Here is a 20,700-nt window from a genome sequence, read left to right as displayed (position 1 = left end):
CGCCATGCTGAACCTTGCCGAATATCGTCAGCGCCCGGCCTTGCTTGCCGACTGGCTGCCCTGGGCCGGGCTGGTCGCGCCGGGCGTTGTGCTGAACAAAGATGGTTCGTTTCAACGCACGTTCCAGTTTCGCGGCCCCGACTTGGACAGTGCGACACAGGGCGAGCTGATTGCCACGTCGGCGCGGCAGAACAACGCGCTTCGCCGTACCGGGTCTGGCTGGGCCTTCTATATCGAGGCCGAGCGGATGCGGGCATCGAGCTATCCGCAATCCTCCTTTCCCGAACCACTGTCCTGGCTGGTGGATGAGGAGCGACGCGCGGCGTTCGAGGAGTCGGATGGCCATTTCGAGAGCGTCTATCACTTCACGTTGCAACACCTACCGCCGCAAGAGTCTCGCGCCCGTGCGGCTGGGATGCTGTACGAGAACCGGCCCACTGAGGGTGTGGACTGGCGTGGTCGGCTTGATTCCTTCGTGGCAGAGACCGATCGCGTGTTCGACCTGCTCGATGGTGTGATGCCGGAGATTGCCTGGCTGGACGATAGCCAGACGCTGACCTACCTGCATGCCACAGTCTCCACGCGGCGCTATCGCGTCGGCGTGCCCGACGTGCCGTTCCATATCGACGCACTGCTGGCCGATGCCGCGCTGGTCGGCGGCCTGGCGCCCATGCTGGGCGATCAGCACCTGCGCGTGGTGTCGGTACGAGGCTTCCCGACCTCGACCTGGCCGGGGATCTTGGACGACCTCAACCGCCTGGGCTTTGCGTATCGCTGGAGTACGCGCTTCCTGTGCCTGGACAAAGCCGAGGCGGAACGGGAATTGGGGCGCTTGCGGCGCCAATGGTTCGCCAAGCGCAAGAACGTCATCGCGCTGCTGCGCGAAACGATCTTTCAGCAGGAAAGCCCGCTGGTCGATACCGATGCCAGCAACAAGGCCGCCGACGCCGATGCCGCCTTGCAGGAGCTGGGCAGCGATCAAGTCGCCTTCGGCTACCTCACCGCCACGGTGACGGTGCTCGACGCCGACCCGGCCGTGGCCGACGAGAAGCTGCGCATGGTGGAGCGCGTCATCCAGGGCCGGGGTTTCGTGACCATCCCCGAAACCCTCAACGCAGTCGATGCCTGGCTGTCGTCCGTCCCCGGCAACGCATACGCGAACGTGCGTCAGCCCATCGTTTCGACGCTGAACCTGGCGCACATGATGCCGATGTCAGCGGTATGGGCTGGGCCGGAGAAGAACGAACACCTCGATGGCCCGCCGCTGATCGTCACCCGCACCGATGGCGCGACGCCGTTCCGGCTGGTGACGCACATCGGCGACGTGGGGCACACCCTTGTCGCCGGGCCGACCGGCATGGGCAAGTCGGTGCTGCTCGCCATATTGGCCATGCAGTTCCGGCGCTACTTCGGCTCGCGGATCTTCGCCTTCGACATGGGGCGCTCGATGCGCGCCACCATCCTCGGCCTTGGCGGTGAGCACTACGACCTCGGTGCCGATGGCGGCATCGCCTTCCAGCCACTCGCGCGAATAGCCCACGAGGGCTACCGCACCTGGGCCGCCGAATGGGTGGAGGGCCGGCTGCTGCACGAAGGCGTGACGGTCGGCCCGGACGAGAAGGCTGCCATTTGGTCGGCGCTGCGAAGCCTTGCCGGTGCGCCAGTGGAGCAGCGCACCATGACCGGCTTGTCGGTGTTATTGCAGTCCAACGCGCTGCGCCAAGCGCTCGCGCCCTATGTGTTGGGCGGCGCCCACGGCAAGCTGCTGGACGCTGACCACGACCGGCTGGGCATGGCCGACGTGCAGGGCTTTGAGATGGAAGAACTGATGCACAGCCCCGCCGCCGTGCAAGCAGTGCTGCGCTACCTGTTCGCCCGCTTCGACGAACGTTTTGACGGCGCGCCCACGCTGCTGATCCTCGATGAAGCGTGGCTGTTCCTCGATGAGCCGTCCTTCGCGGCCCGCATCCGGCAATGGCTCAAGACGCTCAGAAAAAAGAACGTCAGCGTCATCTTTGCCACGCAGTCGCTGGCCGACATCAAGGACTCGACCATCGCGCCAGCCATCATCGAAAGCTGCGCGAGCAGGATCTTCTTACCTAACCCGCAGGCCACCGAGCCGCAGATTCGCACGATCTACGAAGGCTTCGGCTTGAACAGCCGCCAGATTGAGATCGTGGCGACCGCACAGCCCAAGCGCGATTACTACTACCAGTCGCGCCTCGGCAATCGCCTGTTCGACCTCGACCTGGGGCCTGTCGCGCTCGCATTCGCGGGCGCATCCACCCCTCAAGACCAACGCGATATTGACCGCGTGCTGACGCAGGCCGGCGCTCCCGGCTTCGCCGGCGCGTGGCTGCGCCATCGCGGCCTCGGCTGGGCCGCCGACCTGCTGCCGTCCGCTCCGGCGGCAGCTTCCTTTCTCGCTTCTCAACCGCTGGAGGTTTCACCATGAAGACCAAGCCCCGTTTGCTCTCTGTCTCACTCGCTGCCGTGCTGTCGGTATCGCTGCTGGCCGTGCAGCCCGCATCCGCGCTGACGGTGTTCGACCCGTCCAACTTCGTGCAGAACACGCTGACCGCCGTGCGCACGCTGGAACAGATCAACAACCAGATCAACCAGCTTCAGAACGAGGCGCAGATGTTGATGAACCAGGCCAGGAACCTGGCAAATCTCGACTTCAACATCGTCAACCGCCTGCGCTCGACGCTCGCCACCACCGAGCGCCTGATCGCCGAGGCGCGCGGCTTGGCCTACGACGTGCAGAGCATGGATGCCACGTTCGCCCGCCTGTACCCGGAACAGTACGCCGCCACCATCAGCGGCGACCGCATGGCACAGGACGCCCGCGAACGCTGGCAGAACACCTTGAACGGCTTGCACACCGCGATGCGGATGCAGGCGCAGGTGTCGCAGAACCTCGCCCAAGACGAAAGCGCGCTGGCCGATCTCGTGAGCCAGAGCCAGTCGGCCACCGGCGCGCTGCAAGCGATGCAGGCGACGAACCAGCTCCTGGCTTTGCAGGCCAAGCAGTCGATCCAGGCGCAGCAGCTCCAGATCACGCAAGACCGGGCCGCTTCACTGGAACTGGCGCGGCAAGCGGCGGCTATGGAGCGCGCCCGCGAAGTGCGGCGGCGCTTTCTGGGCACCGGCACGCCGTACACGCCGCAGTCCGTCAACTTCTATAACAACTGACCGGAGGCGGCCATGCGATGCGCTTCCGTCCTGATGGCCGTGCTGCTGACCGCGTGCGGCCAGCAGCCGGCCGAGAACCTGGCCGACGCCCTGGCCGCAGATCCGGTGCGGCTCAAGGCGTTGCGCGGGCAATGCGCGGCCGACCGGCAGGCCGTGGGCGAGGATGCCTGCCGCGCCGCCGCTGAAGCCTTCCGGCGGCGCTTCTTCGCCGGCCATACCGGGCCGGATGAATACAACTCGCTGGCTGAACTCCCGCCGATTCCGCCGAGCTTCGATACGCCCGCAGATGAATTGCCAGAGGGCGCCGTTCCGCTCACTCCGCCCGAGGATTCGCCATGAACGACGTGACCATCATCGACCGTTTCCTCGATACGTTCTCGCGCTACATCGACTCGGGCTTCGGCTTATTGCAGGGCGAAGTGGCATTTCTCACCGCCACGCTCATCGTCATCGACATGACGATCGCTGGCCTGTATTGGGCCATGAGCCACGCCACCGGCCAGGGCGACGACGTGATCGCCAAGCTGCTGCGCAAGGTGCTCTGTGTCGGCGCGTTCGCCTACATCATCGGCAACTTCAACTGGCTGGCGAGCATCGTGTTCCGCTCGTTCGCCGGCTTGGGAATTACCGCTACCGGCTCGGCCATCACGATGGAGAACTTCCTTCAGCCGGGCCGGCTGGCGAAGACCGGCATCGACGCAGCCGCGCCGATTCTGGAACAGATCGGGGACATGGCTGGGTTCCCCGAGGTGTTCGTGAACATCGACCCTATCGTGGTTCTGTTCATCGCCTGGCTGGTGGTGATCCTCTGCTTCTTCGTGCTGGCCGTACAGCTTTTCATCACGCTGATCGAGTTCAAACTGACTACGCTCGCCGGCTTCGTCTTGATCCCGTTTGCACTCTGGAACAAGACCTCGTTCCTCGCGGAAAAGGTGCTAGGCAACGTGGTGTCGTCAGGCATCAAGGTCTTGGTGCTGGCCGTCATCGTCGGCATCGGTTCAGGCCTGTTCGCCGAGTTCCAGGTGCATCCCGACGAACCATCCATCGACCACGCGCTGGTCGTGATGCTGGCCTCGCTCGCGCTGCTGGCGCTGGGCATTTTCGGCCCCGGTATCGCCACCGGCCTGGTGTCCGGTGCGCCACAGCTTGGTGCGGGCGCGATGGCTGGTGCTGCGGTCGGGGCTGTCGGCACCGGCGTTGCCATCGGCGCCGCCGTAACGGGCGTGGGCGGCGCCGTCATGGCCGGGGCACGAATGGCCCCGGCGGCCGCAAAGCTGGCCGGTGCCGGTGCGCGTGCCGCGACTTCGGCGGCCGGCAGTGCCCGATCGGCGTTCCAGGCCGGTTCCGCTGCGGCCGGCGGCGGTGCCAAGGGCGCGGCGGCTGGCCTCGGCAATGTCGCCAAGACTGGCGCACAAGCCGCAGGCCGCAGCGTCACCTCTGGTGCTTCCGCTGTTGGGCAGAAGGTGGCCGACTCCTTCCGCGCTGGCTGGAACGGCACAGAAGCCGGCAGCGACGGTGCTGGCCCCGGCCAGACCGCAGACGGCACCGCAGGCTCGCAGAAGCAAGAGCAACCGGCCTGGGCCAAGCGGATGCACCGCCGCCAGCAGGCTACCCATGCCGCGACCACTGCCGCCCACACGCTGCGCGGCGGCGACGGCGGCGGCTCCGGGCAAGGCCCGAGCCTGCGGGATTCCGATACCTAACCTTCAAGGAGAACACCCATGCGATTCAAACGACCGCAGGTGCGCTACGCCGATACGCCGCAGCCTGCCACCCCGTATCAAGCCGCCGCCCAGGTGTGGGACGACCGTATCGGCTCCGCCCGCGTGCAGGCGAAGAATTGGCGCCTGATGGCCTTCGGCTGCCTAGTGCTCGCGCTGTTGATGGCCGGCGGCCTGGTGTGGCGCTCGGCGCAGTCCATCGTGACGCCCTATGTCATCGAGGTCGATCAAGCCGGGCAGGTGCGCGCCGTGGGAGAGGCCGCCACGCCGTACCGGCCCGGCGACGCGCAGATCGCGCACCACCTGGCGCGCTTCGTGACGCTGGTTCGCTCGCTGTCCATCGACCCCATCGTGGTGCGGCAGAACTGGCTCGATGCCTACGACTACACCACCGACAAGGGCGCGGCGGTGCTCAACGACTACGCCCGCACCAATGACCCATTCGCCCGCATCGGCAAGGAATCGGTAACGGTGCAAATCACCAGCGTGGTTCGCGCGAGCGACACGTCTTTCAACGTGCGCTGGACAGAGCAGCGCTATGTCAACGGTGCGCCCGCCGGCACCGAACGCTGGAACGCCGTGCTTTCGACCGTCCTGCAAACCCCGCGTACTGAACAGCGCCTGCTCAAGAACCCATTGGGTATCTACGTCAACGGCCTGTCATGGAGCCGCGAACTGGATTCTTCCGAAGGAGCCAAACCATGAAACTTCGTTTCCGCCTTTACGTTGTTCCTTTGACGCTGCTGGCCCTCGCGGGCTGCGCCTCGCAGGGGAAGCCGCCGCCATCCATCTCGCTCGACGAGACGGTGCTGGCCCAGCCGTTGCCCGAACCGCCCAAGCCCGTCGAAGTCGTCGCCGTCCCTGAACCGCTGGCGCTGCCGGCGCAGTTGAAGCCCCTGCCGGAACTCGATGAGGCCCCCGTTGCGCCGGAGCCGGCCGACGAAAAGGTGCGCGTTTCCCGTGCCAATGCAGAAGCGCGTATCGCGCCTACCCGTGAGGGCTACGTCAACGCGATTCAGGTGTGGCCGTTCACCGATGGCGCGCTTTATCAGGTATATGCGTCGCCGGGGCGCGTGACGGTGGTTTCGCTTCAACCGGGCGAGGAACTGGTAACGGTCGCCGCCGGCGATACCGTGCGCTGGATCGTGGGCGACACGTCCAGCGGCGGCGGGGCCGATCTGCGCGTCAATGTGCTGGTCAAGCCTATCCGCTCCGGTCTGAAAACCAATCTCGTCATCACCACCAGTCGGCGCACCTACCTGCTGGAGCTGACCTCGACCGAGAGGGCATGGATGGCGTCGGTGTCCTGGGACTATCCGAAAGACCGAATGCTCGCGTTGCAGCGCCAGGCGCAGGCAGCGCAGGCAACAACGCCTGTCGATACGGGCCTGTCGCTGGACAAGATCCGCTTCCGCTACGCGGTATCGGGCAGCAACCCGCCGTGGAAGCCTCTGCGCGCCTTCGATGATGGAGAGAAGGTCTATATCCAGTTCCCGCCGGGCATCGCCCAGGGCGAGCTGCCGCCGCTGTTTGTCATCGGCGCGCAGGGCGACGGGCAACTGGTGAACTACCGTTTTCGCTCGCCGTACTACGTCGTGGATCGCCTGTTCGGCGCGGCCGAACTGCGGCTGGGCGGCGATGGCGGCGACGTGGTGCGGATCGAGCGCACCGATGGTGTTGCACGGAGGAACTGACCATGAGCCAGGATGACACTCCCGACCTTGCCGCGCCGCAGGCGGACAAGGTGGCGCCGGAGGCAGTGGCGCTGCGCGCCCAGCCGCGTCCAGTCACACGCCTGAACCGGCGCTCGCTGGCCATCCTTGCCGGCGTCCTAGCGGTCGCCGTGCTCGGCGCGCTGATGTGGTCGCTGCAACCTCATCGACGCAGCACAGGCGAGCAGACCGAGCTTTACAACGTCGATCGCGTGTCAAAGTCGGAAGGACTGGATGCGCTGCCGACGGACTATTCCAAGCTGCCGCCGGCGTTGCTGCCTGCCGTTCCCGAACTAGGGCCACCGCTGCCGGGCGATCTTGGCCCGGCTATCGTGAAGTCGCAGCAACCGGCGACGGCTGCCTACGCGGCCCCCGGTCACGACCCGAACGATGCCCTGCGAAAAGAAGCCGAGGCGGCCGCGGCCTCGTCCGTGTTCTTCCGCTCGGGTGGGCAGAATGCGGCGCCGGTAGCGCAGACACAGGTGGCCGCTGCGCCGGGCTTCGCCGCCAATGCGGCGTTTGACCCGCTGGCGGCCGGGCCGGCCTCCACGGCGGCCCAACCTGCTGACCCGACAGCGGTGCAAAACCGGCAAGACCAGAAAGAGGCTTTCATGAAAGCTGGCCCCACTGAAACCCGTAATTCCGGCAATCTGACTCTGCCAATTTCGCCGTATCAGGTTATGGCCGGAACAGTGGTCGCAGGTGCCTTGGTGACGGGCATCAAGTCGGACTTGCCCGGCGACGTGATCGCCACGGTGACGGAGCCGGTCTATGACACAGCCACCGGGCGCTTCCTGCTGATTCCGCAGGGTTCGCGCATCCTGGGCAAATACAACAGCCAGGTCAGCTACGGGCAGAGCCGCGTTCAAGTCGTCTGGAACCGGATCATCCTGCCGGACACGTCTTCGCTCACGCTCGACAACCTGGCCGGCACCGACCCAGCCGGCTATGCCGGGCTGGAGGACGATGTGGACTACCACTGGGGCCGCATCTTTGCCGGTGCGGCACTCACCACGCTGCTGGGCGTCGGTGCCGAGCTGGCCGCGCCGGAGAACCGGCAGGATGGTGATCGCGTCATCATCGCTGGGCGCGACAGCGCGCAGGACAGCATCAATCAGGTCGGCCAGGAGATGACCCGGCGCAACCTCAACATCCAGCCGACCTTAACGCAACGGCCGGGCCTGCCGGTTCGCATCATCGTCAACCGGGATCTGGTGCTGCGGCCGTACCAGCCGCTGTTCTTCAACCGGGGGACTTCACGATGAGCACGACCAAGAAGCTGCGGCTCGGCCCGCTGCCGAAGACCGAGAGCACCAAGCTGACTTTCGTTTGCCCGACCAGCTTGAAAGTCGACCTCGACCGCTACGCCGCGCTACACGCGCAGGCGTATGGCGAGGCCGTTGATGCGGCGACGCTGATCCCGCATATGCTGGAAGCGTTCATGGCGGGGGATCGAGGATTCAGGAAGGGCACGGCGACCCGCAGCACACCACCGAAGCCGCCATGATTGCACCGCATGCTATTCAACGGCATCCATCGAACGCGCAGCCCAGGCTGCGCGTTCTTCATTCTGGATGCCGCCGAGCCTGTTGGGCTATGATGATGCGACAGGCCCGCCGTTCCTCGGCAATCCAGCACTACACAGTGCGATGCGGCTTTCTCTCCCAACGCTCCTATGTCGCTCCTAGCCGACAACGCCGCTCTTCTTCTAAGCGGCCCCGAAAGGAGCTAACCTACTGTCCCATATACGGTTTCAAGTCCTTCTTGATTTGCGCGAAAGAATTGACACCGGCACTTTTTTGCCGTTCTGGATCTCAGGATCCGTCGTGTAGCTCACCACCACGCCCGGCGCCTTGAAGCCCTCGGCCGCCACGCTGGGCAGGCCGCGCGCCTCCAGCAGCGCGCGCACCTTGCTGCCGAGTGCGATCTGCGCGGTGCGCACCGCATCGAAGCCGATTTCGCGCGTCTCCAGCATCACGTCGCGCAGGCGCACCAGCGCGTCGGTCGGCATGGTCGTGTGGTAGGCGTGCTGGCCCTTCTCGTAACCCTCGGCGATCTGCATCCACTTCTTGAGGTCGCAGGAGAAGCTGCTGCTGGTCGTGCCCTCGATGGCCTCGCGCGCCCGGGCGCTCAGCATCACCATGGCGCAACACGGCGAGCTGCTCCAGCCCTTCTGCGGCGCGGAGATCAGCACGTCGACGCCGGTGGCCTGCATGTCCACCCACATGGCGCCGGAGGCCACGCAGTCCAGCACGAACAGCGCGCCGACCTCGTGCGCGGCCGCGCTGATGGTACGCAGGTAGTCGTCGGGCAGCAGGATGCCGCTGGCGGTCTCCACGTGCGGCGCGAACACGACCTTGGGCTTCTCGGCGCGGATCGCGGCGGCCACCTCGTCGGCCGGCGCAGGCTGCCAGGGGGCTTGCGCGCCCTCGCCCACGCGGCGCGCCTTGCAGACCACGGCACCGCCGCCCAGGCCGCCCGCGTCGAAGATCTGGCTCCAGCGGTAGCTGAACCAGCCGTTGCGCACGATCAGCACCTTCTCGCGGTTGGCGAACTGGCGGGCCACGGCCTCCATGCCGAAGGTGCCGCTGCCGGGCACCAGCACGGCGGTGTGGGCGTGGTAGACCTGCTTGAGCGTGGACAGGATGTCCTGCACCACGTGCGTGAAGCGCTTGGACATGTGGTTCAGCGCACGGTCGGTGTAGACCACCGAGAATTCCAGCAGGCCGTCCGGGTCGACATCGGGCAAGAGTCCGGGCATGGTCAGTCTCCTTCTTGGGATGGGGGCGCAGGACGCGCCAGTTGCCACAGCGTGATGCTGGCACAAAGCCATTGCAGCAGCAGCATGCCACTGCCCAGGTTGTGCCAGAGCTTGAGATTCTCACGCGCCACGATGCGTGGCGCGACCGCGAACTCCACCAGCAATGCCAGCAGCAGGCCGCCCAGCACCCAGGGCAGCACGGGCCAGGCCCAGGCGGCCGGGCGCTCGGCATCGCGCGGGCGCGAGGCCATCAGGATCAGGAAGCAGCAGCCCAGCGTGGCCCAGGTCTGGGCGCTGAACAAACGGGCCGCGGCGCCGCCGGCCAGCGCCGGGCTCGGCAGCTGCATGAACAGCAGGGGCACGATCCAGAACAGGGCCGTGAGGCTGCCCCACCACAGGGCAGCGGCCAGCAGCGGCACGCGTGCGCGCATGGCCAGCGCCGTCAGATGTAGCGGACGGTGACGACTTCGTAGTGCTTGAGGCCGCCGGGCGTCTGCACCTCGGCGCTGTCGCCTTCGCTCTTGCCGATCAGCGCACGCGCGATCGGGCTGGAGATGTTGATGCGGCCGAGCTTGAGGTCGGCCTCGTCCTCGCCGACGATCTGGTAGGTCACGGCCTGGCCGCTGTCTTCGTCTTCGAGGTCCACGGTGGCGCCGAACACCACCTTGCCGCCGGCGTTCAGGCTGGCCGGATCGATGACCGAGGCCACCGACAGCTTGCCCTCGATCTCCTGGATCCGGCCTTCGATGAAGCCCTGGCGGTCCTTGGCGGCGTCGTAGTCGGCGTTCTCCGACAGGTCACCCTGCGCGCGCGCTTCGGCGATCGCATTGATGATGAAGGGGCGGTCCACGGTCTTCAGGCGGTGCAACTCGGTCTTGAGCGCTTCGGCACCGCGCTTGGTCACGGGAAAGGTTGAGGACATTGTTCGGGTCTCCAAAAAACAAACCGCCGAGCGTTGCCGTTCGGCGGTGTGAGGTGAGCGGGGATCAGACGAGTGTTCGTCCCGTCAGCCGGCTCAGGATCGCCAGCGGACTCGCGGCGGGATTGTATTGGCTCGCTGCCGGCAGGTGCAGTGTCTGCTCGGCCATGAACTGGCCCGACATCACGGCATGCGAGGTCTGGTCGGAGAAGCAGACCCAGACCGAGCCCGGCGGGAAGGGCACCGTTTCCTGCGCCGCACTCTGCTGGTAGCCCAGGTCGGACTTCATCGCGTCGTGCAGCTGCAACATCAGGTGGTCGTATTCGCTGCGCAGCGACTTGGTCACGCGCAGGGCCCGCAAGGCCTTGGCCTGCCAACGGGAATACGGCTTGAGCCGCGGCAGGAAGCGCTGGGCCACGGCCTCGAAGGGCTCGCCCACACGCCAGACGCGCGGCGCACCGTGCGGGTTCAGGTTGGTGAAGACGCGCAGGATGCGCTCACCGTAGTTGGGCCGCGACGGAAACGCGTCCACATGCAGGCGCTTGTCGTCCGCACGCCAGGACTGCGTGCGGGTTTCGACCTGGGCCGGACGAAAGCTGGTCGGCGCCATGCGCAGGGCTGTGCCGTAAGCTGGCAGAAGGCCATCGACCAGCTGGCGCGCCTGGCTGCGAAAGCGCGCGACCATGGCGGCCGCGGCCTGCTGCGTGGCGGCATCGCCGGCCGCGCCCTTGAGCCGGCCCTGGCCGTCCAGGCTGATGTTGCGCGAACCTTCGGCCAGCAGCGCCGGATCGAGCAGGCGCTGCTCCTGCGGCAGCAGCTCGAAGCCCAGGCGCGGAAAGTACAGCACCTTGCCCGCCTCCAGCGCGGCGATCCAGGCATCGTCGGAACGGGCGCCGGCCCAGTCGGCCTGGTCCAGTTCCAGCAGTTGCGAGGTCATCGGCCGGCCCCCAATGCGGTCAGGCCAGCTGCGCGTGCATCTCCTGCACCGAGATCACGTCGAGCTGGTCCAGGTAGCGCATGCCTTCGACCGCGGCCTCGGCACCGAAGATGGTCGTGAACGTGGTCACGCGCGCCAGCAGCGACGAGGTGCGGATGGCACGGCTGTCGGCGATCGCATTGCGGCGCTCCTCCACCGTGTTGACCACCAGCACGATCTCGTTGTTCTTGATCATGTCGACCACGTGCGGACGGCCTTCGGTGACCTTGTTGACGGTCTTGCAGGCCACGCCAGCGGCCGTGATGGCGGCCGCCGTGCCCTTGGTCGCCACCACGGTGAAGCCCAGCGACACGAGTGCGCGGGCCACTTCCACGGCACGCGGCTTGTCGCTGTTCTTGACCGTCAGGAAGGCGGTGCCCGAACGCGGCAGCTTGGTGCCGGCGCCGAGCTGGCTCTTCACGAAGGCTTCGCCGAAGGTCTTGCCCACGCCCATGACCTCGCCCGTGGACTTCATCTCGGGGCCGAGGATGGTGTCCACGCCCGGGAACTTCACGAACGGGAACACGGCTTCCTTGACGCTGAAGTACGGCGGCGTGACCTCGGCGCCGATGCCCTGCGCATCCAGCGACTGGCCGGCCATGCAGCGTGCCGCGACTTTGGCCAGCTGGATGCCCGTGGCCTTGGACACGAAGGGCACGGTGCGGCTGGCGCGCGGGTTGACTTCCAGCACGTAGATCACGTCCTGGCCGTCTTTCTGCTGGATCGCGAACTGCACGTTCATGAGGCCGACCACGTTCAGGCCCTGCGCCATGGCGGCGGTCTGGCGCTTGAGCTCGTCGACCGTGGCCTTGCTGATGTAGTACGGCGGCAGCGAGCAGGCGGAATCGCCGCTGTGCACGCCGGCCTGCTCGATGTGCTCCATCACGCCGCCGATGAAGACGCGGCCCGTGGCATCGCGCACGGCATCCACGTCGCACTCGATGGCGTCGTTCAGGAAGCGGTCCAGCAGCACCGGGGAGTCGTTGCTGACCTTGACCGCCTCGCGCATGTAGCGCTCCAGGTCGCGCTGCTCGTGCACGATTTCCATCGCGCGGCCGCCCAGCACGTAGCTCGGGCGCACCACCAGCGGGTAGCCCAGGGCTTGCGCCTTTTCCAGCGCCTCGGGCTCGGCACGCGCGGTGGCGTTCGGCGGCTGGCGCAGGCCCAGGTCGTGCAGCAGCTTCTGGAAGCGCTCACGGTCCTCGGCCGCGTCGATCATGTCGGGCGTGGTGCCGATGATGGGCACGCCGGCGGCCTCCAGGCCCAGCGCGAGCTTGAGCGGCGTCTGGCCGCCGTACTGCACGATCACGCCCAGCGGCTTTTCCTTGTCGACGATCTCGAGCACGTCTTCCAGCGTCAGCGGCTCGAAGTACAGGCGGTCCGAGGTGTCGTAGTCGGTCGACACGGTCTCGGGGTTGCAGTTGACCATGATGGTCTCGTAGCCGTCCTCGCGCATCGCCAGTGCCGCGTGCACGCAGCAGTAGTCGAACTCGATGCCCTGGCCGATGCGGTTCGGGCCACCGCCCAGCACCATGATCTTCTTCTTGTCGGTCGGCTCGGCCTCGCACTCGTCCTCGTAGGTCGAGTACATGTAGGCGGTGTCGGTCGAGAACTCGGCCGCGCAGGTGTCCACCCGCTTGTAGACGGGGCGCACGTTGTGCGCATGGCGCGCGGCGCGCACGGCGTTCTCGTCGGTCTTGAGCAGCTTGGCCAGGCGGCGGTCGGAGAAGCCCTTCTTCTTCAAGGTGCGCAGCTCATCGGCCGTGACCTTGGACAGCGCCGCGGCGCCGTGTTCCTCGGTGTGCTTGTCCAGGTCCAGCTCGATGCGGATGATCTCCTCGATCTGCACCAGGAACCACTTGTCGATCTTGGTCAGCGCATGCACTTCGTCCAGCGTCCAGCCGGAGGCGAAGGCGTCGCCCACGTACCAGATGCGGTCGGGGCCGGGCTCGCCGAGTTCCTCCTCGAGCACCTCGCGGTCCTGCGTCTTCTGGTTCATGCCGTCGACGCCGACTTCCAGGCCGCGCAGCGCCTTCTGGAAGCTTTCCTGGAAAGTGCGGCCCATGGCCATGACCTCGCCAACGCTCTTCATCTGCGTGGTCAGGTGGCTGTCGGCGGTCGGGAATTTCTCGAACGCGAAACGCGGGATCTTGGTCACCACGTAGTCGATGCTGGGCTCGAAGCTGGCGGGCGTGGCGCCGCCGGTGATCTCGTTGCGCAGCTCGTCCAGCGTGTAGCCGATGGCCAGCTTGGCCGCGACCTTGGCGATCGGGAAGCCCGTGGCCTTGGACGCCAGTGCCGAGGAGCGCGACACGCGCGGGTTCATCTCGATCACGACCATGCGGCCGTCGGCCGGGTTGATCGAGAACTGCACGTTGGAGCCGCCCGTGTCCACGCCGATCTCGCGCAGCACCGCCAGCGAGGCGTTGCGCAGGATCTGGTATTCCTTGTCGGTCAGCGTCTGCGCCGGTGCCACCGTGATGGAGTCGCCCGTGTGCACGCCCATCGGGTCCAGGTTCTCGATCGAGCAGACGATGATGCAGTTGTCGGCCTTGTCGCGCACGACCTCCATCTCGTACTCTTTCCAGCCGAGCAGCGATTCCTCGATTAGCAGCTCGTTGGTCGGCGAGGCTTCCAGGCCGCGCTTGCAGATGGTCTCGAATTCCTCGGCGTTGTAGGCGATGCCGCCGCCCGTGCCGCCCAGCGTGAAGCTGGGACGGATCACGGTCGGGAAGCCCACCGTCTTCTGCACGCCCCAGGCCTCGTCCATGCTGTGCGCGATGCCGGACCGGGCCGAGCCCAGGCCGATCTTGGTCATCGCGTCCTTGAACTTCAGGCGGTCTTCGGCCTTGTCGATGGCCTCGGGCGTGGCGCCGATCAGCTCGACCTTGTACTTGTCCAGCACGCCATTGCGCCACAGGTCCAGCGCACAGTTCAGCGCGGTCTGGCCGCCCATGGTCGGCAGGATGGCGTCGGGGCGCTCCTTGGCGATGATCTTCTCGACCGTCTGCCAGGTGATGGGCTCGATGTAGGTGACGTCGGCCGTGGCCGGGTCGGTCATGATCGTCGCGGGGTTGCTGTTGATCAGGACGACCTTGTAGCCCTCCTCGCGCAGCGCCTTGCAGGCCTGCACGCCGGAGTAGTCGAATTCGCAGGCCTGGCCGATGACGATGGGGCCGGCGCCGATGATGAGGATGCTCTTGAGGTCTGTGCGCTTAGGCATTCTTCGCCTCCGCCTTGAATTTTTCCATCGACAGCGTGAAGCGGTCGAACAGGTAACCGATGTCGTGCGGGCCGGGCGAGGCTTCCGGGTGGCCCTGGAAGCAGAAGGCCGGCTTGTCGGTGCGGGCCAGGCCCTGCAGCGTGCCGTCGAACAGGCTCACGTGCGTGGGGCGCAGGTTGGCCGGCAGCGTCTTCTCGTCGACCGCGAAGCCGTGGTTCTGACTCGTGATCGACACGCGGCCGTTGTCCAGGTCTTTCACCGGGTGGTTGGCGCCGTGGTGGCCGAACTTCATCTTGAAGGTCTTGGCACCCGAGGCCAGCGCCAGGATCTGGTGGCCCAGGCAAATGCCGAAGGTCGGGATGCCGGTCTCGATCAGCTGGCGCGTGGCCTCGATGGCGTAGTCGCAGGGCTCCGGGTCGCCAGGGCCGTTGGACAGGAAGATGCCATCGGGCTTGAGCTTGAGCACGTCGGCCGCGGGCGTCTGCGCCGGCACCACGGTGATGCGTGCGCCGCGCTGCGCCAGCATGCGCAGGATGTTCTTCTTGACGCCGTAGTCGAAGGCCACGACGTGGAACTTGGGCGTGATCTGCACGCCGTAGCCCGCACCCAGCTTCCACTCGGTCTCGGTCCAGCTGTAGGTCTCGCGCACCGAGACGACCTTGGCCAGGTCCAGGCCCGACATCGCCGGCGCGGCCTTGGCCTGGGCGATGGCGGCATCGATGTCCTTCTGCGTGACCGTGCTGCCGGCGGCCAGCGCCACGATGGCGCCGTTCTGCGCACCCTTGCTGCGCAGGTGGCGGGTCAGCTTGCGCGTGTCGATGTTGGCAATCGCCACGGTCTTGCCCGCCACCAGGTACTGGCTCAGGCTGGCGTTGCTGCGGAAGTTCGACTCCAGCAGCGGCAGATCCTTGATGATCAGGCCGGCGGCGTGGATCTTGTCGGCCTCGATGTCTTCGGCATTGGTGCCGTAGTTGCCGATGTGCGGATAGGTGAGCGTGACGATCTGCTGGCAGTAGCTCGGATCGGTCAGGATTTCCTGGTAGCCGGTCATCGACGTGTTGAACACGACTTCGCCGACGGTCGCGCCAGTGGCGCCGATCGAGTTGCCGATAAAGACCGTGCCGTCAGCTAGCGCCAGGATCGCGGGCGGGAAGGATCCCTGGAGGGATGAAAGCACTGGGTTCTCCGGATGGTGACGGTCGCCCGGCGCCCTCGACAAGCACCTGGAGTGCTTCCCTGGACTGCTGCTTTAAGGGGATGTGGCGGTGGATGCGGCCGGCGACGCGATTGCGAAAAGCCCACGATTGTAGCGCGGGCCGCCAGCGCGCCTGCCAGCAAGGGAGCTGTTCCTGGGTGCAAACCTGGGATTTACCCTAGGCCCATAGGCCAACCGGCGCTCAGGGCCGTGGCGCGCTCGCGTGCAGGCAAATGGCGGCCGCCGCCGCCACGTTGAGCGACTCTTCACCGCCCGGCTGGGCGATGCGGATGTGCAGGCCGGCGCGCGCCTGCAGTGCCGGCGACACGCCCTGCCCTTCGTGGCCCATGAGCCAGGCACAGGGATAGGGCGGCGCGGCCGCATGCAGCCACTCGCCCTGGTGCGAACTGGTGGCCACCAGCGGCACCTGCAGCGCAGCCACCGCCTCCTCGCCGGCCGCCTCGATCAGGCGCAGGCCGAAATGGGCGCCCATGCCGGCGCGCAACACCTTGGGCGACCACAGCGCGGCCGTGCCGACCAGCGCCAACACCTGGCGAAAACCGAAAGCACCCGCGCTGCGCAGGACGGAGCCGACGTTGCCGGCGTCCTGCAGCCGGTCGAGCACCACGGTGGCGGCCAGCGGATCCAGCGCCGGCGTGGGTGGCAGCGCGAGCACGCAGGCGAAACCGGCCGGCGAGCCCAACCCGCTGAGCTGGCCCCACAGTGCATCGGCCAGCAGCAGGCGTGGCACGCTGGCATCCAGGCCCAGGGCTGTGGCCATGGCCTCGGCCTGCTCGGACATCACCAGTTGCGCGGGCTGCCAGCCGCGTGCCAGCGCTGCGCGGCACAGGTGCTCGCCCTCGATCCAGATGCGGCCCTGGCGCCGGTAGGCACCGTTCTCCTGCGCAAGCCGGCGCAGTTCCTTGAACTGCGGGTTCTCGCGCGAGCGGATTTCCAGCAGGCTCATGGCGCCTCCACCGTCACGGCGCGCACACCGGCCGCGCGCACAGGTGCGAAAGACTGGCGGTGCCAGGCACAGGCCCCATGCAGGCGCAGCGCCTCCAGGTGTGCGGCCGTGCCATAGCCCTTGTGGGCATCGAAGCCGTACTGCGGGAACTGCGCGTGGATCTGGCCGCACCAGCGGTCGCGGTGCACCTTGGCCAGGATGGACGCGGCCGAGATGGCAGGCACCAGCGCGTCGCCCTTGACCACGGCCTCGGCCAGCATGTCGAGCACGGGCAGTTGGTTGCCGTCCACGAGCACGCGCACAGGCTTCAGGCGCAGGCCCTGCACGGCGCGCTGCATGGCCAGCAAGGTGGCCTTGAGAATGTTGAGCCGGTCGATCTCCTCGACCGAGGCCTCGCCAATCGCGCAGCACAAAGCCTTGGCGCGGATCTCGTCGTACAGGCGCTCGCGGCGCGGCGCCGTCAGCGTCTTGGAATCGGCCAGGCCCTCGATGGGCTGGCGCTCGTCCAGGATCACGGCCGCCGCCACCACGGGGCCGGCCAGCGGCCCGCGGCCCGCCTCGTCCACCCCCGCCATCAATCCAGGTGCGGCCCAGCCCAGCACCTGCTGTTCAGCCCGCAAGAAGTTTTTCGATCGCATCGCTCGCCAACCGTGCCGTATCCCGCCGCAATTCCAGATGCAACGCAGTGAAGCGTTGTTCCAAGGCCGCGATTGTCTCCGGTGCCGCATCCCGCGCCTGCAACCAGTGCTCCAGCGCCGCGGCCAGCGCCTGCGGCGTGGCCGCATCCTGGATCAACTCTGGCACCACGGCGCCCTGGCACAGGATGTTGGGAAGGCCGATCCAGGGCATCAGGTTGCGCCCACGCATGAGCCAGTACGACAGCCGGTTCATGTGGTAGGCGATGACCATGGGCCGCTTGTACAAGGCCGTCTCCAGCGTGGCCGTGCCGCTGGCCACGAGCGCCACGTCGCAGGCCGCCAGCACGGTATGCGATTGGCCGCGCACGACCTGCAGGCGCGCGCCCAGGCCGGCGGCATCGGCCAGGCGGCGGATCTCGGCCTCCTGCGATGGCACGGCCGGCACCACGAACTGCAGGGCCGGCCGGCTGCGCAGCAGCGTGCGTGCCGCGGCGAAGAAGCGCGCGCCCATCTGCTGAACCTCCGAACCACGGCTGCCCGGCAGCACGGCGACCACGCAGGTCTCATCCGCCAAGCCGAGCTGCCGCCGCGCGGCCGCGCGATCCGGCTCCAGCGGGATCACACTGGCCAGCGGATGACCGACATACGTGGCGGGCACGCCATGCGCAGCCAGCAACTCCGGTTCGAACGGAAAGATGCACAGCACATGGTCGGCGCTGCGCTTGAGCGTCTCGACCTTCTTTGCGCGCCAGGCCCAGAACGAAGGGCTCACGAAGTGGACTGTGGGAATGCCGGCGGTCCGCAGCCGGGCTTCCAGGCCGAAGTTGAAATCAGGGGCGTCGATGCCGATGAAGATGTCGGGCCGCTCGCGCAACAGCCTGTCGCCCAGTTCGCGCCGGATCGCCAGCAGCCGGCGCAGGTGCGGCACCACCTCCAGGTAGCCGCGCACTGCCAGCGTCTCGCTCGGCCACCACGGCTCAAAGCCGCGCGCCTGCATCTGGTGCCCGCCGATGCCCATGGACTGCATGTCCGACCAGCGGGCCCGCAGCCCGTCGAGCAGCAGCCCGGCCAACAGATCACCCGAGGCCTCGCCGGCCACCATCGCGCAGCGCCGCGCCGAAGCCGCAGCCATCGCTAGCGCGCGATGCCGACGCTGGAGCTGCGCAGAAAGCCCAGCATGTTCGCCACATCGCCCGCCGCCTCGGGGTAGGACGCCGTCAATGCCTCGATGCCGGCCAGCGCTTCGTCCAGCGTCTTGCCCTGGCGGTAGAGCAGCTTGTGCATCTCGCGCACCGCGGTCTGGCGGTCGGCGGAAAAGTCGCGCCGGCGCAGGCCGACCAGGTTCACGCTGCGCACCTGCAGCGGATTGCCGTCGACCACGAGGAAGGGCGGCACATCCTTGTTCACATGGCTGGCGAAGCCGATCATTGCGTGGTCGCCGATGCGCATGCGCTGCAGCACACCGGTCAGCCCACCGATGGTGACATGGTCGCCCACCTGCACATGGCCAGCCAGCGTGGCGTTGTTGGCCATGGTGGCGTGGTTGCCGACCTGGCAGTCGTGCGCGATGTGCACGTAGGCCATGATCCAGTTGTCGCTGCCGATGCGCGTGATACCGGCGTCCTGCACGGTGCCCAGGTTGAAGGTGCAGAACTCGCGAACGACGTTGCGGTCGCCGACCACAAGTTCGGTCGGCTCGCCCGCGTACTTCTTGTCCTGCGGCACGGCACCCAGCGAGGCGAACTGGAAGATCCGGTTGTCGCGCCCGATGGTGGTGTGCCCCTCGATCACGCAGTGCGGGCCGACCTCGGTGCCGGCGCCGATGCGCACATGCGGGCCGATCAAACTGAACGCACCGACCCGGACCGACGCGTCGAGCTCGGCCGCCGGATCGACGATGGCACTGGGGTGGACATGGGCCATGTGGCAGGTTCCCCGCTCAGGCCACCTTGCGCATGGTGCACATCAGCTCGGCCTCGCAGGCGATGGTCTCGCCCACGCTGGCCGTGCCTTTGAACTTGTAGATGCCGGCCTTCTGGCGCAGCAGTTCCACGTCCAGGACCAGCTGGTCGCCCGGTTCCACGGGGCGCTTGAACCGTGCCGCGTCGATGCCGGCGAAGTAGTAGACCGTGTTGTCGTCCAAGTCCTTGCCACTGCTGGCGAAGGACAGCAGCGCGGCGGCCTGCGCCATGGCCTCGAGCATCAGGACACCCGGCATCACCGGACGGTTCGGAAAATGGCCGACGAAGTACGGCTCGTTGATCGATACGTTCTTGAGCGCCTTGATGCGCACGTCCTTCTCGATCGACAGCACACGGTCCACCAGCAGGATGGGATAGCGGTGCGGCAGCTTCTTGAGGATTTGGTGGATGTCCATCATGTCGTCGTCTTCTCTATTCGTCACGGGCGGGTAAGCGGCGCTCCAGCGCACGCAGGCGCTCGCGCAGGCTTGGCAGCTGACGCAGCGTCGCCGCGGACTTCTCCCACTTACCGAACTCGTCCAGCGGGTAAACGCCGCCATAGGCGCCTGCCTTGCGGATGCTGCCCGTGACCGAGGCGCCGCCACCGATGTGCACGTGGTCGACGATGGTGGCGTGGCCGGTGATTTTGGCCGCACCGCCGATGGTGCAGTGCTCGCCGACCGTGGTGCTGCCGGCAATCGCGGCGCTGCCGGCGATGGCCGAATGCCTGCCGATGCGCACGTTGTGCGCAATCTGGATCAGGTTGTCGAGCTTGACACCGTCCTCGATCACGGTATCGCCCAGGGCGCCACGGTCGATGCAGGTGTTGGCGCCGATGTCCACATCGTTGCCGATGCGCACCGCGCCCAGTTGTTCGATCTTTTCCCAGCGGCCGGCATTCGGCGCGAAGCCGAAGCCGTCGGCACCGATCACCGCACCGGGCTGGATGGTGCAGCGCTCGCCGATGCTGCAGCGCTCACCCACCGTGACGCGCGAGGTCAGCACCGTACCGGCACCGATGCGCGCACCGCGCTCGACCACACACAGCGGGCCGATCCAGGCGCTGGGATGCACCTCGGCCTCGGGGTCGACCACGGCACTGGCATGCACGCCTGTGGGACGCGCGGGCACTTGCGTGCGCTTCCACAGCTGCGTCAGCCGCGCGTAGTACAGGTAAGGATCGTCGGCAACGATGCAGGCACCGCGCGCCTGGGCCTGCTCGCGCAGGGCCGGGCCCACGATCACGCAGGCGGCCTGGCTGGGTGCCAGTTGCGCCACCAGCTTGGAGTTGCTCAGAAAGGTGATCTGCCCCGTACCGGCCGAGGCCAGCGGTGCCAGGCCTTCGATGGCCACGGAGCGCTCGCCGTGCAGCTCCCCACCCAGCGCATCGACGATCGCGCCAAGGTCCAGAGCCACGTCAGGTCGGCAAGTC

General features: G+C 67.1%; 19 protein-coding genes and 1 pseudogene. 8 read left to right on the top strand and 12 right to left on the bottom strand.

Annotation, left to right across the window (positions count from 1 at the left end):
* The first annotated feature begins 4 nt into the window (after nt 1-4).
* Genes trbE through ACSQ4M_RS14495 form a run of 8 tightly spaced genes read left to right on the top strand, consistent with a single transcriptional unit; the run spans nt 5 to nt 8,135 of the window.
* Nucleotides 5-2,455 carry a conjugal transfer protein TrbE gene (gene trbE, locus ACSQ4M_RS14530; RefSeq protein ID WP_000933135.1) on the top strand — a complete coding sequence of 817 codons (2,451 nt, stop codon included), beginning with the start codon at nt 5-7 and terminating at the stop codon, nt 2,453-2,455.
* The gene (gene trbJ / locus ACSQ4M_RS14525; RefSeq protein WP_003092277.1) at nt 2,452-3,195 is read left to right on the top strand and encodes a P-type conjugative transfer protein TrbJ; all 744 of its coding nucleotides are present in this window, start codon (nt 2,452-2,454) and stop codon (nt 3,193-3,195) included. The genes trbE and trbJ overlap by 4 nt, the downstream gene beginning before the upstream one ends.
* A 12-nt stretch (nt 3,196-3,207) precedes the next feature.
* Nucleotides 3,208-3,534, top strand: a complete 327-nt coding sequence (locus ACSQ4M_RS14520) for a hypothetical protein (RefSeq protein WP_014603538.1) — start codon at nt 3,208-3,210, stop codon at nt 3,532-3,534.
* Complete coding sequence (trbL, locus tag ACSQ4M_RS14515; protein ID WP_001000746.1) at nt 3,531-4,898, top strand: P-type conjugative transfer protein TrbL; 1,368 nt, start codon at nt 3,531-3,533, stop codon at nt 4,896-4,898. The genes ACSQ4M_RS14520 and trbL overlap by 4 nt, the downstream gene beginning before the upstream one ends.
* Before the next feature lie 18 nt (nt 4,899-4,916).
* On the top strand, nt 4,917-5,621 hold the full coding sequence (gene trbF / locus ACSQ4M_RS14510; protein ID WP_001211312.1) for a conjugal transfer protein TrbF: 705 nt from the start codon (nt 4,917-4,919) through the stop codon (nt 5,619-5,621).
* Nucleotides 5,618-6,610, top strand: coding sequence for a P-type conjugative transfer protein TrbG (gene trbG, locus ACSQ4M_RS14505; RefSeq protein ID WP_000776560.1), 993 nt, complete (start codon nt 5,618-5,620; stop codon nt 6,608-6,610). Before trbF ends, trbG begins: the two co-directional genes overlap by 4 nt.
* Nucleotides 6,611-6,612: 2 nt before the next feature.
* Complete coding sequence (locus ACSQ4M_RS14500; protein ID WP_003092274.1) at nt 6,613-7,893, top strand: TrbI/VirB10 family protein; 1,281 nt, start codon at nt 6,613-6,615, stop codon at nt 7,891-7,893.
* On the top strand, nt 7,890-8,135 hold the full coding sequence (locus ACSQ4M_RS14495) for a DUF2274 domain-containing protein (RefSeq protein ID WP_000108283.1): 246 nt from the start codon (nt 7,890-7,892) through the stop codon (nt 8,133-8,135). Before ACSQ4M_RS14500 ends, ACSQ4M_RS14495 begins: the two co-directional genes overlap by 4 nt.
* Nucleotides 8,136-8,423: 288 nt before the next feature.
* Here the strand turns inward: ACSQ4M_RS14495 and ACSQ4M_RS14490 are convergent.
* The 12 genes and pseudogenes from ACSQ4M_RS14490 to lpxD all read right to left on the bottom strand — a co-directional run.
* A pseudogene (locus ACSQ4M_RS14490) lies at nt 8,424-9,389 on the bottom strand (aminotransferase class V-fold PLP-dependent enzyme); the annotation flags it as partial.
* A 2-nt stretch (nt 9,390-9,391) separates the two neighbouring features.
* Nucleotides 9,392-9,820 carry a DUF4149 domain-containing protein gene (locus ACSQ4M_RS14485; protein WP_436190195.1) on the bottom strand — a complete coding sequence of 143 codons (429 nt, stop codon included), beginning with the start codon at nt 9,818-9,820 and terminating at the stop codon, nt 9,392-9,394.
* Nucleotides 9,821-9,831: 11 nt separating this feature from the next.
* Complete coding sequence (greA, locus tag ACSQ4M_RS14480) at nt 9,832-10,311, bottom strand: transcription elongation factor GreA (protein WP_436190194.1); 480 nt, start codon at nt 10,309-10,311, stop codon at nt 9,832-9,834.
* A 64-nt stretch (nt 10,312-10,375) separates the two neighbouring features.
* The gene (locus ACSQ4M_RS14475; protein WP_436190193.1) at nt 10,376-11,245 is read right to left on the bottom strand and encodes a Kdo hydroxylase family protein; all 870 of its coding nucleotides are present in this window, start codon (nt 11,243-11,245) and stop codon (nt 10,376-10,378) included.
* Between the two features lie 19 nt (nt 11,246-11,264).
* Nucleotides 11,265-14,507, bottom strand: coding sequence for a carbamoyl-phosphate synthase large subunit (carB, locus tag ACSQ4M_RS14470; protein ID WP_436190192.1), 3,243 nt, complete (start codon nt 14,505-14,507; stop codon nt 11,265-11,267).
* Nucleotides 14,500-15,684, bottom strand: coding sequence for a glutamine-hydrolyzing carbamoyl-phosphate synthase small subunit (gene carA, locus ACSQ4M_RS14465; RefSeq protein ID WP_436190191.1), 1,185 nt, complete (start codon nt 15,682-15,684; stop codon nt 14,500-14,502). The genes carB and carA overlap by 8 nt, the downstream gene beginning before the upstream one ends.
* Before the next feature lie 220 nt (nt 15,685-15,904).
* Nucleotides 15,905-16,669: a TrmH family RNA methyltransferase gene (locus ACSQ4M_RS14460; RefSeq protein ID WP_436190190.1), complete on the bottom strand. Its 765-nt coding sequence runs from the start codon at nt 16,667-16,669 to the stop codon at nt 15,905-15,907.
* The gene (rnhB, locus tag ACSQ4M_RS14455; protein WP_436190189.1) at nt 16,666-17,307 is read right to left on the bottom strand and encodes a ribonuclease HII; all 642 of its coding nucleotides are present in this window, start codon (nt 17,305-17,307) and stop codon (nt 16,666-16,668) included. The genes ACSQ4M_RS14460 and rnhB overlap by 4 nt, the downstream gene beginning before the upstream one ends.
* A complete protein-coding gene (lpxB, locus tag ACSQ4M_RS14450; RefSeq protein ID WP_436194014.1) occupies nt 17,279-18,409 on the bottom strand; it encodes a lipid-A-disaccharide synthase in 1,131 nt (376 codons plus the stop codon). The genes rnhB and lpxB overlap by 29 nt, the downstream gene beginning before the upstream one ends.
* Before the next feature lie 32 nt (nt 18,410-18,441).
* Nucleotides 18,442-19,230 (bottom strand): acyl-ACP--UDP-N-acetylglucosamine O-acyltransferase, encoded by a 789-nt coding sequence (gene lpxA / locus ACSQ4M_RS14445; protein WP_436190188.1) that lies wholly within the window; start codon nt 19,228-19,230, stop codon nt 18,442-18,444.
* Between the two features lie 16 nt (nt 19,231-19,246).
* Nucleotides 19,247-19,687, bottom strand: a complete 441-nt coding sequence (fabZ, locus tag ACSQ4M_RS14440; protein ID WP_056660463.1) for a 3-hydroxyacyl-ACP dehydratase FabZ — start codon at nt 19,685-19,687, stop codon at nt 19,247-19,249.
* A gap of 13 nt (nt 19,688-19,700) precedes the next feature.
* The gene (gene lpxD, locus ACSQ4M_RS14435; RefSeq protein ID WP_436190187.1) at nt 19,701-20,684 is read right to left on the bottom strand and encodes a UDP-3-O-(3-hydroxymyristoyl)glucosamine N-acyltransferase; all 984 of its coding nucleotides are present in this window, start codon (nt 20,682-20,684) and stop codon (nt 19,701-19,703) included.
* Between the last annotated feature and the right edge of the window lie 16 nt (nt 20,685-20,700).

The organism is Pseudorhodoferax sp. LjRoot39, assembly GCF_964253035.1.
Classification (GTDB): Bacteria; Pseudomonadota; Gammaproteobacteria; order Burkholderiales; family Burkholderiaceae_C; genus Pseudorhodoferax.
This window is presented reverse-complemented; position numbering and strand designations above follow the sequence as displayed.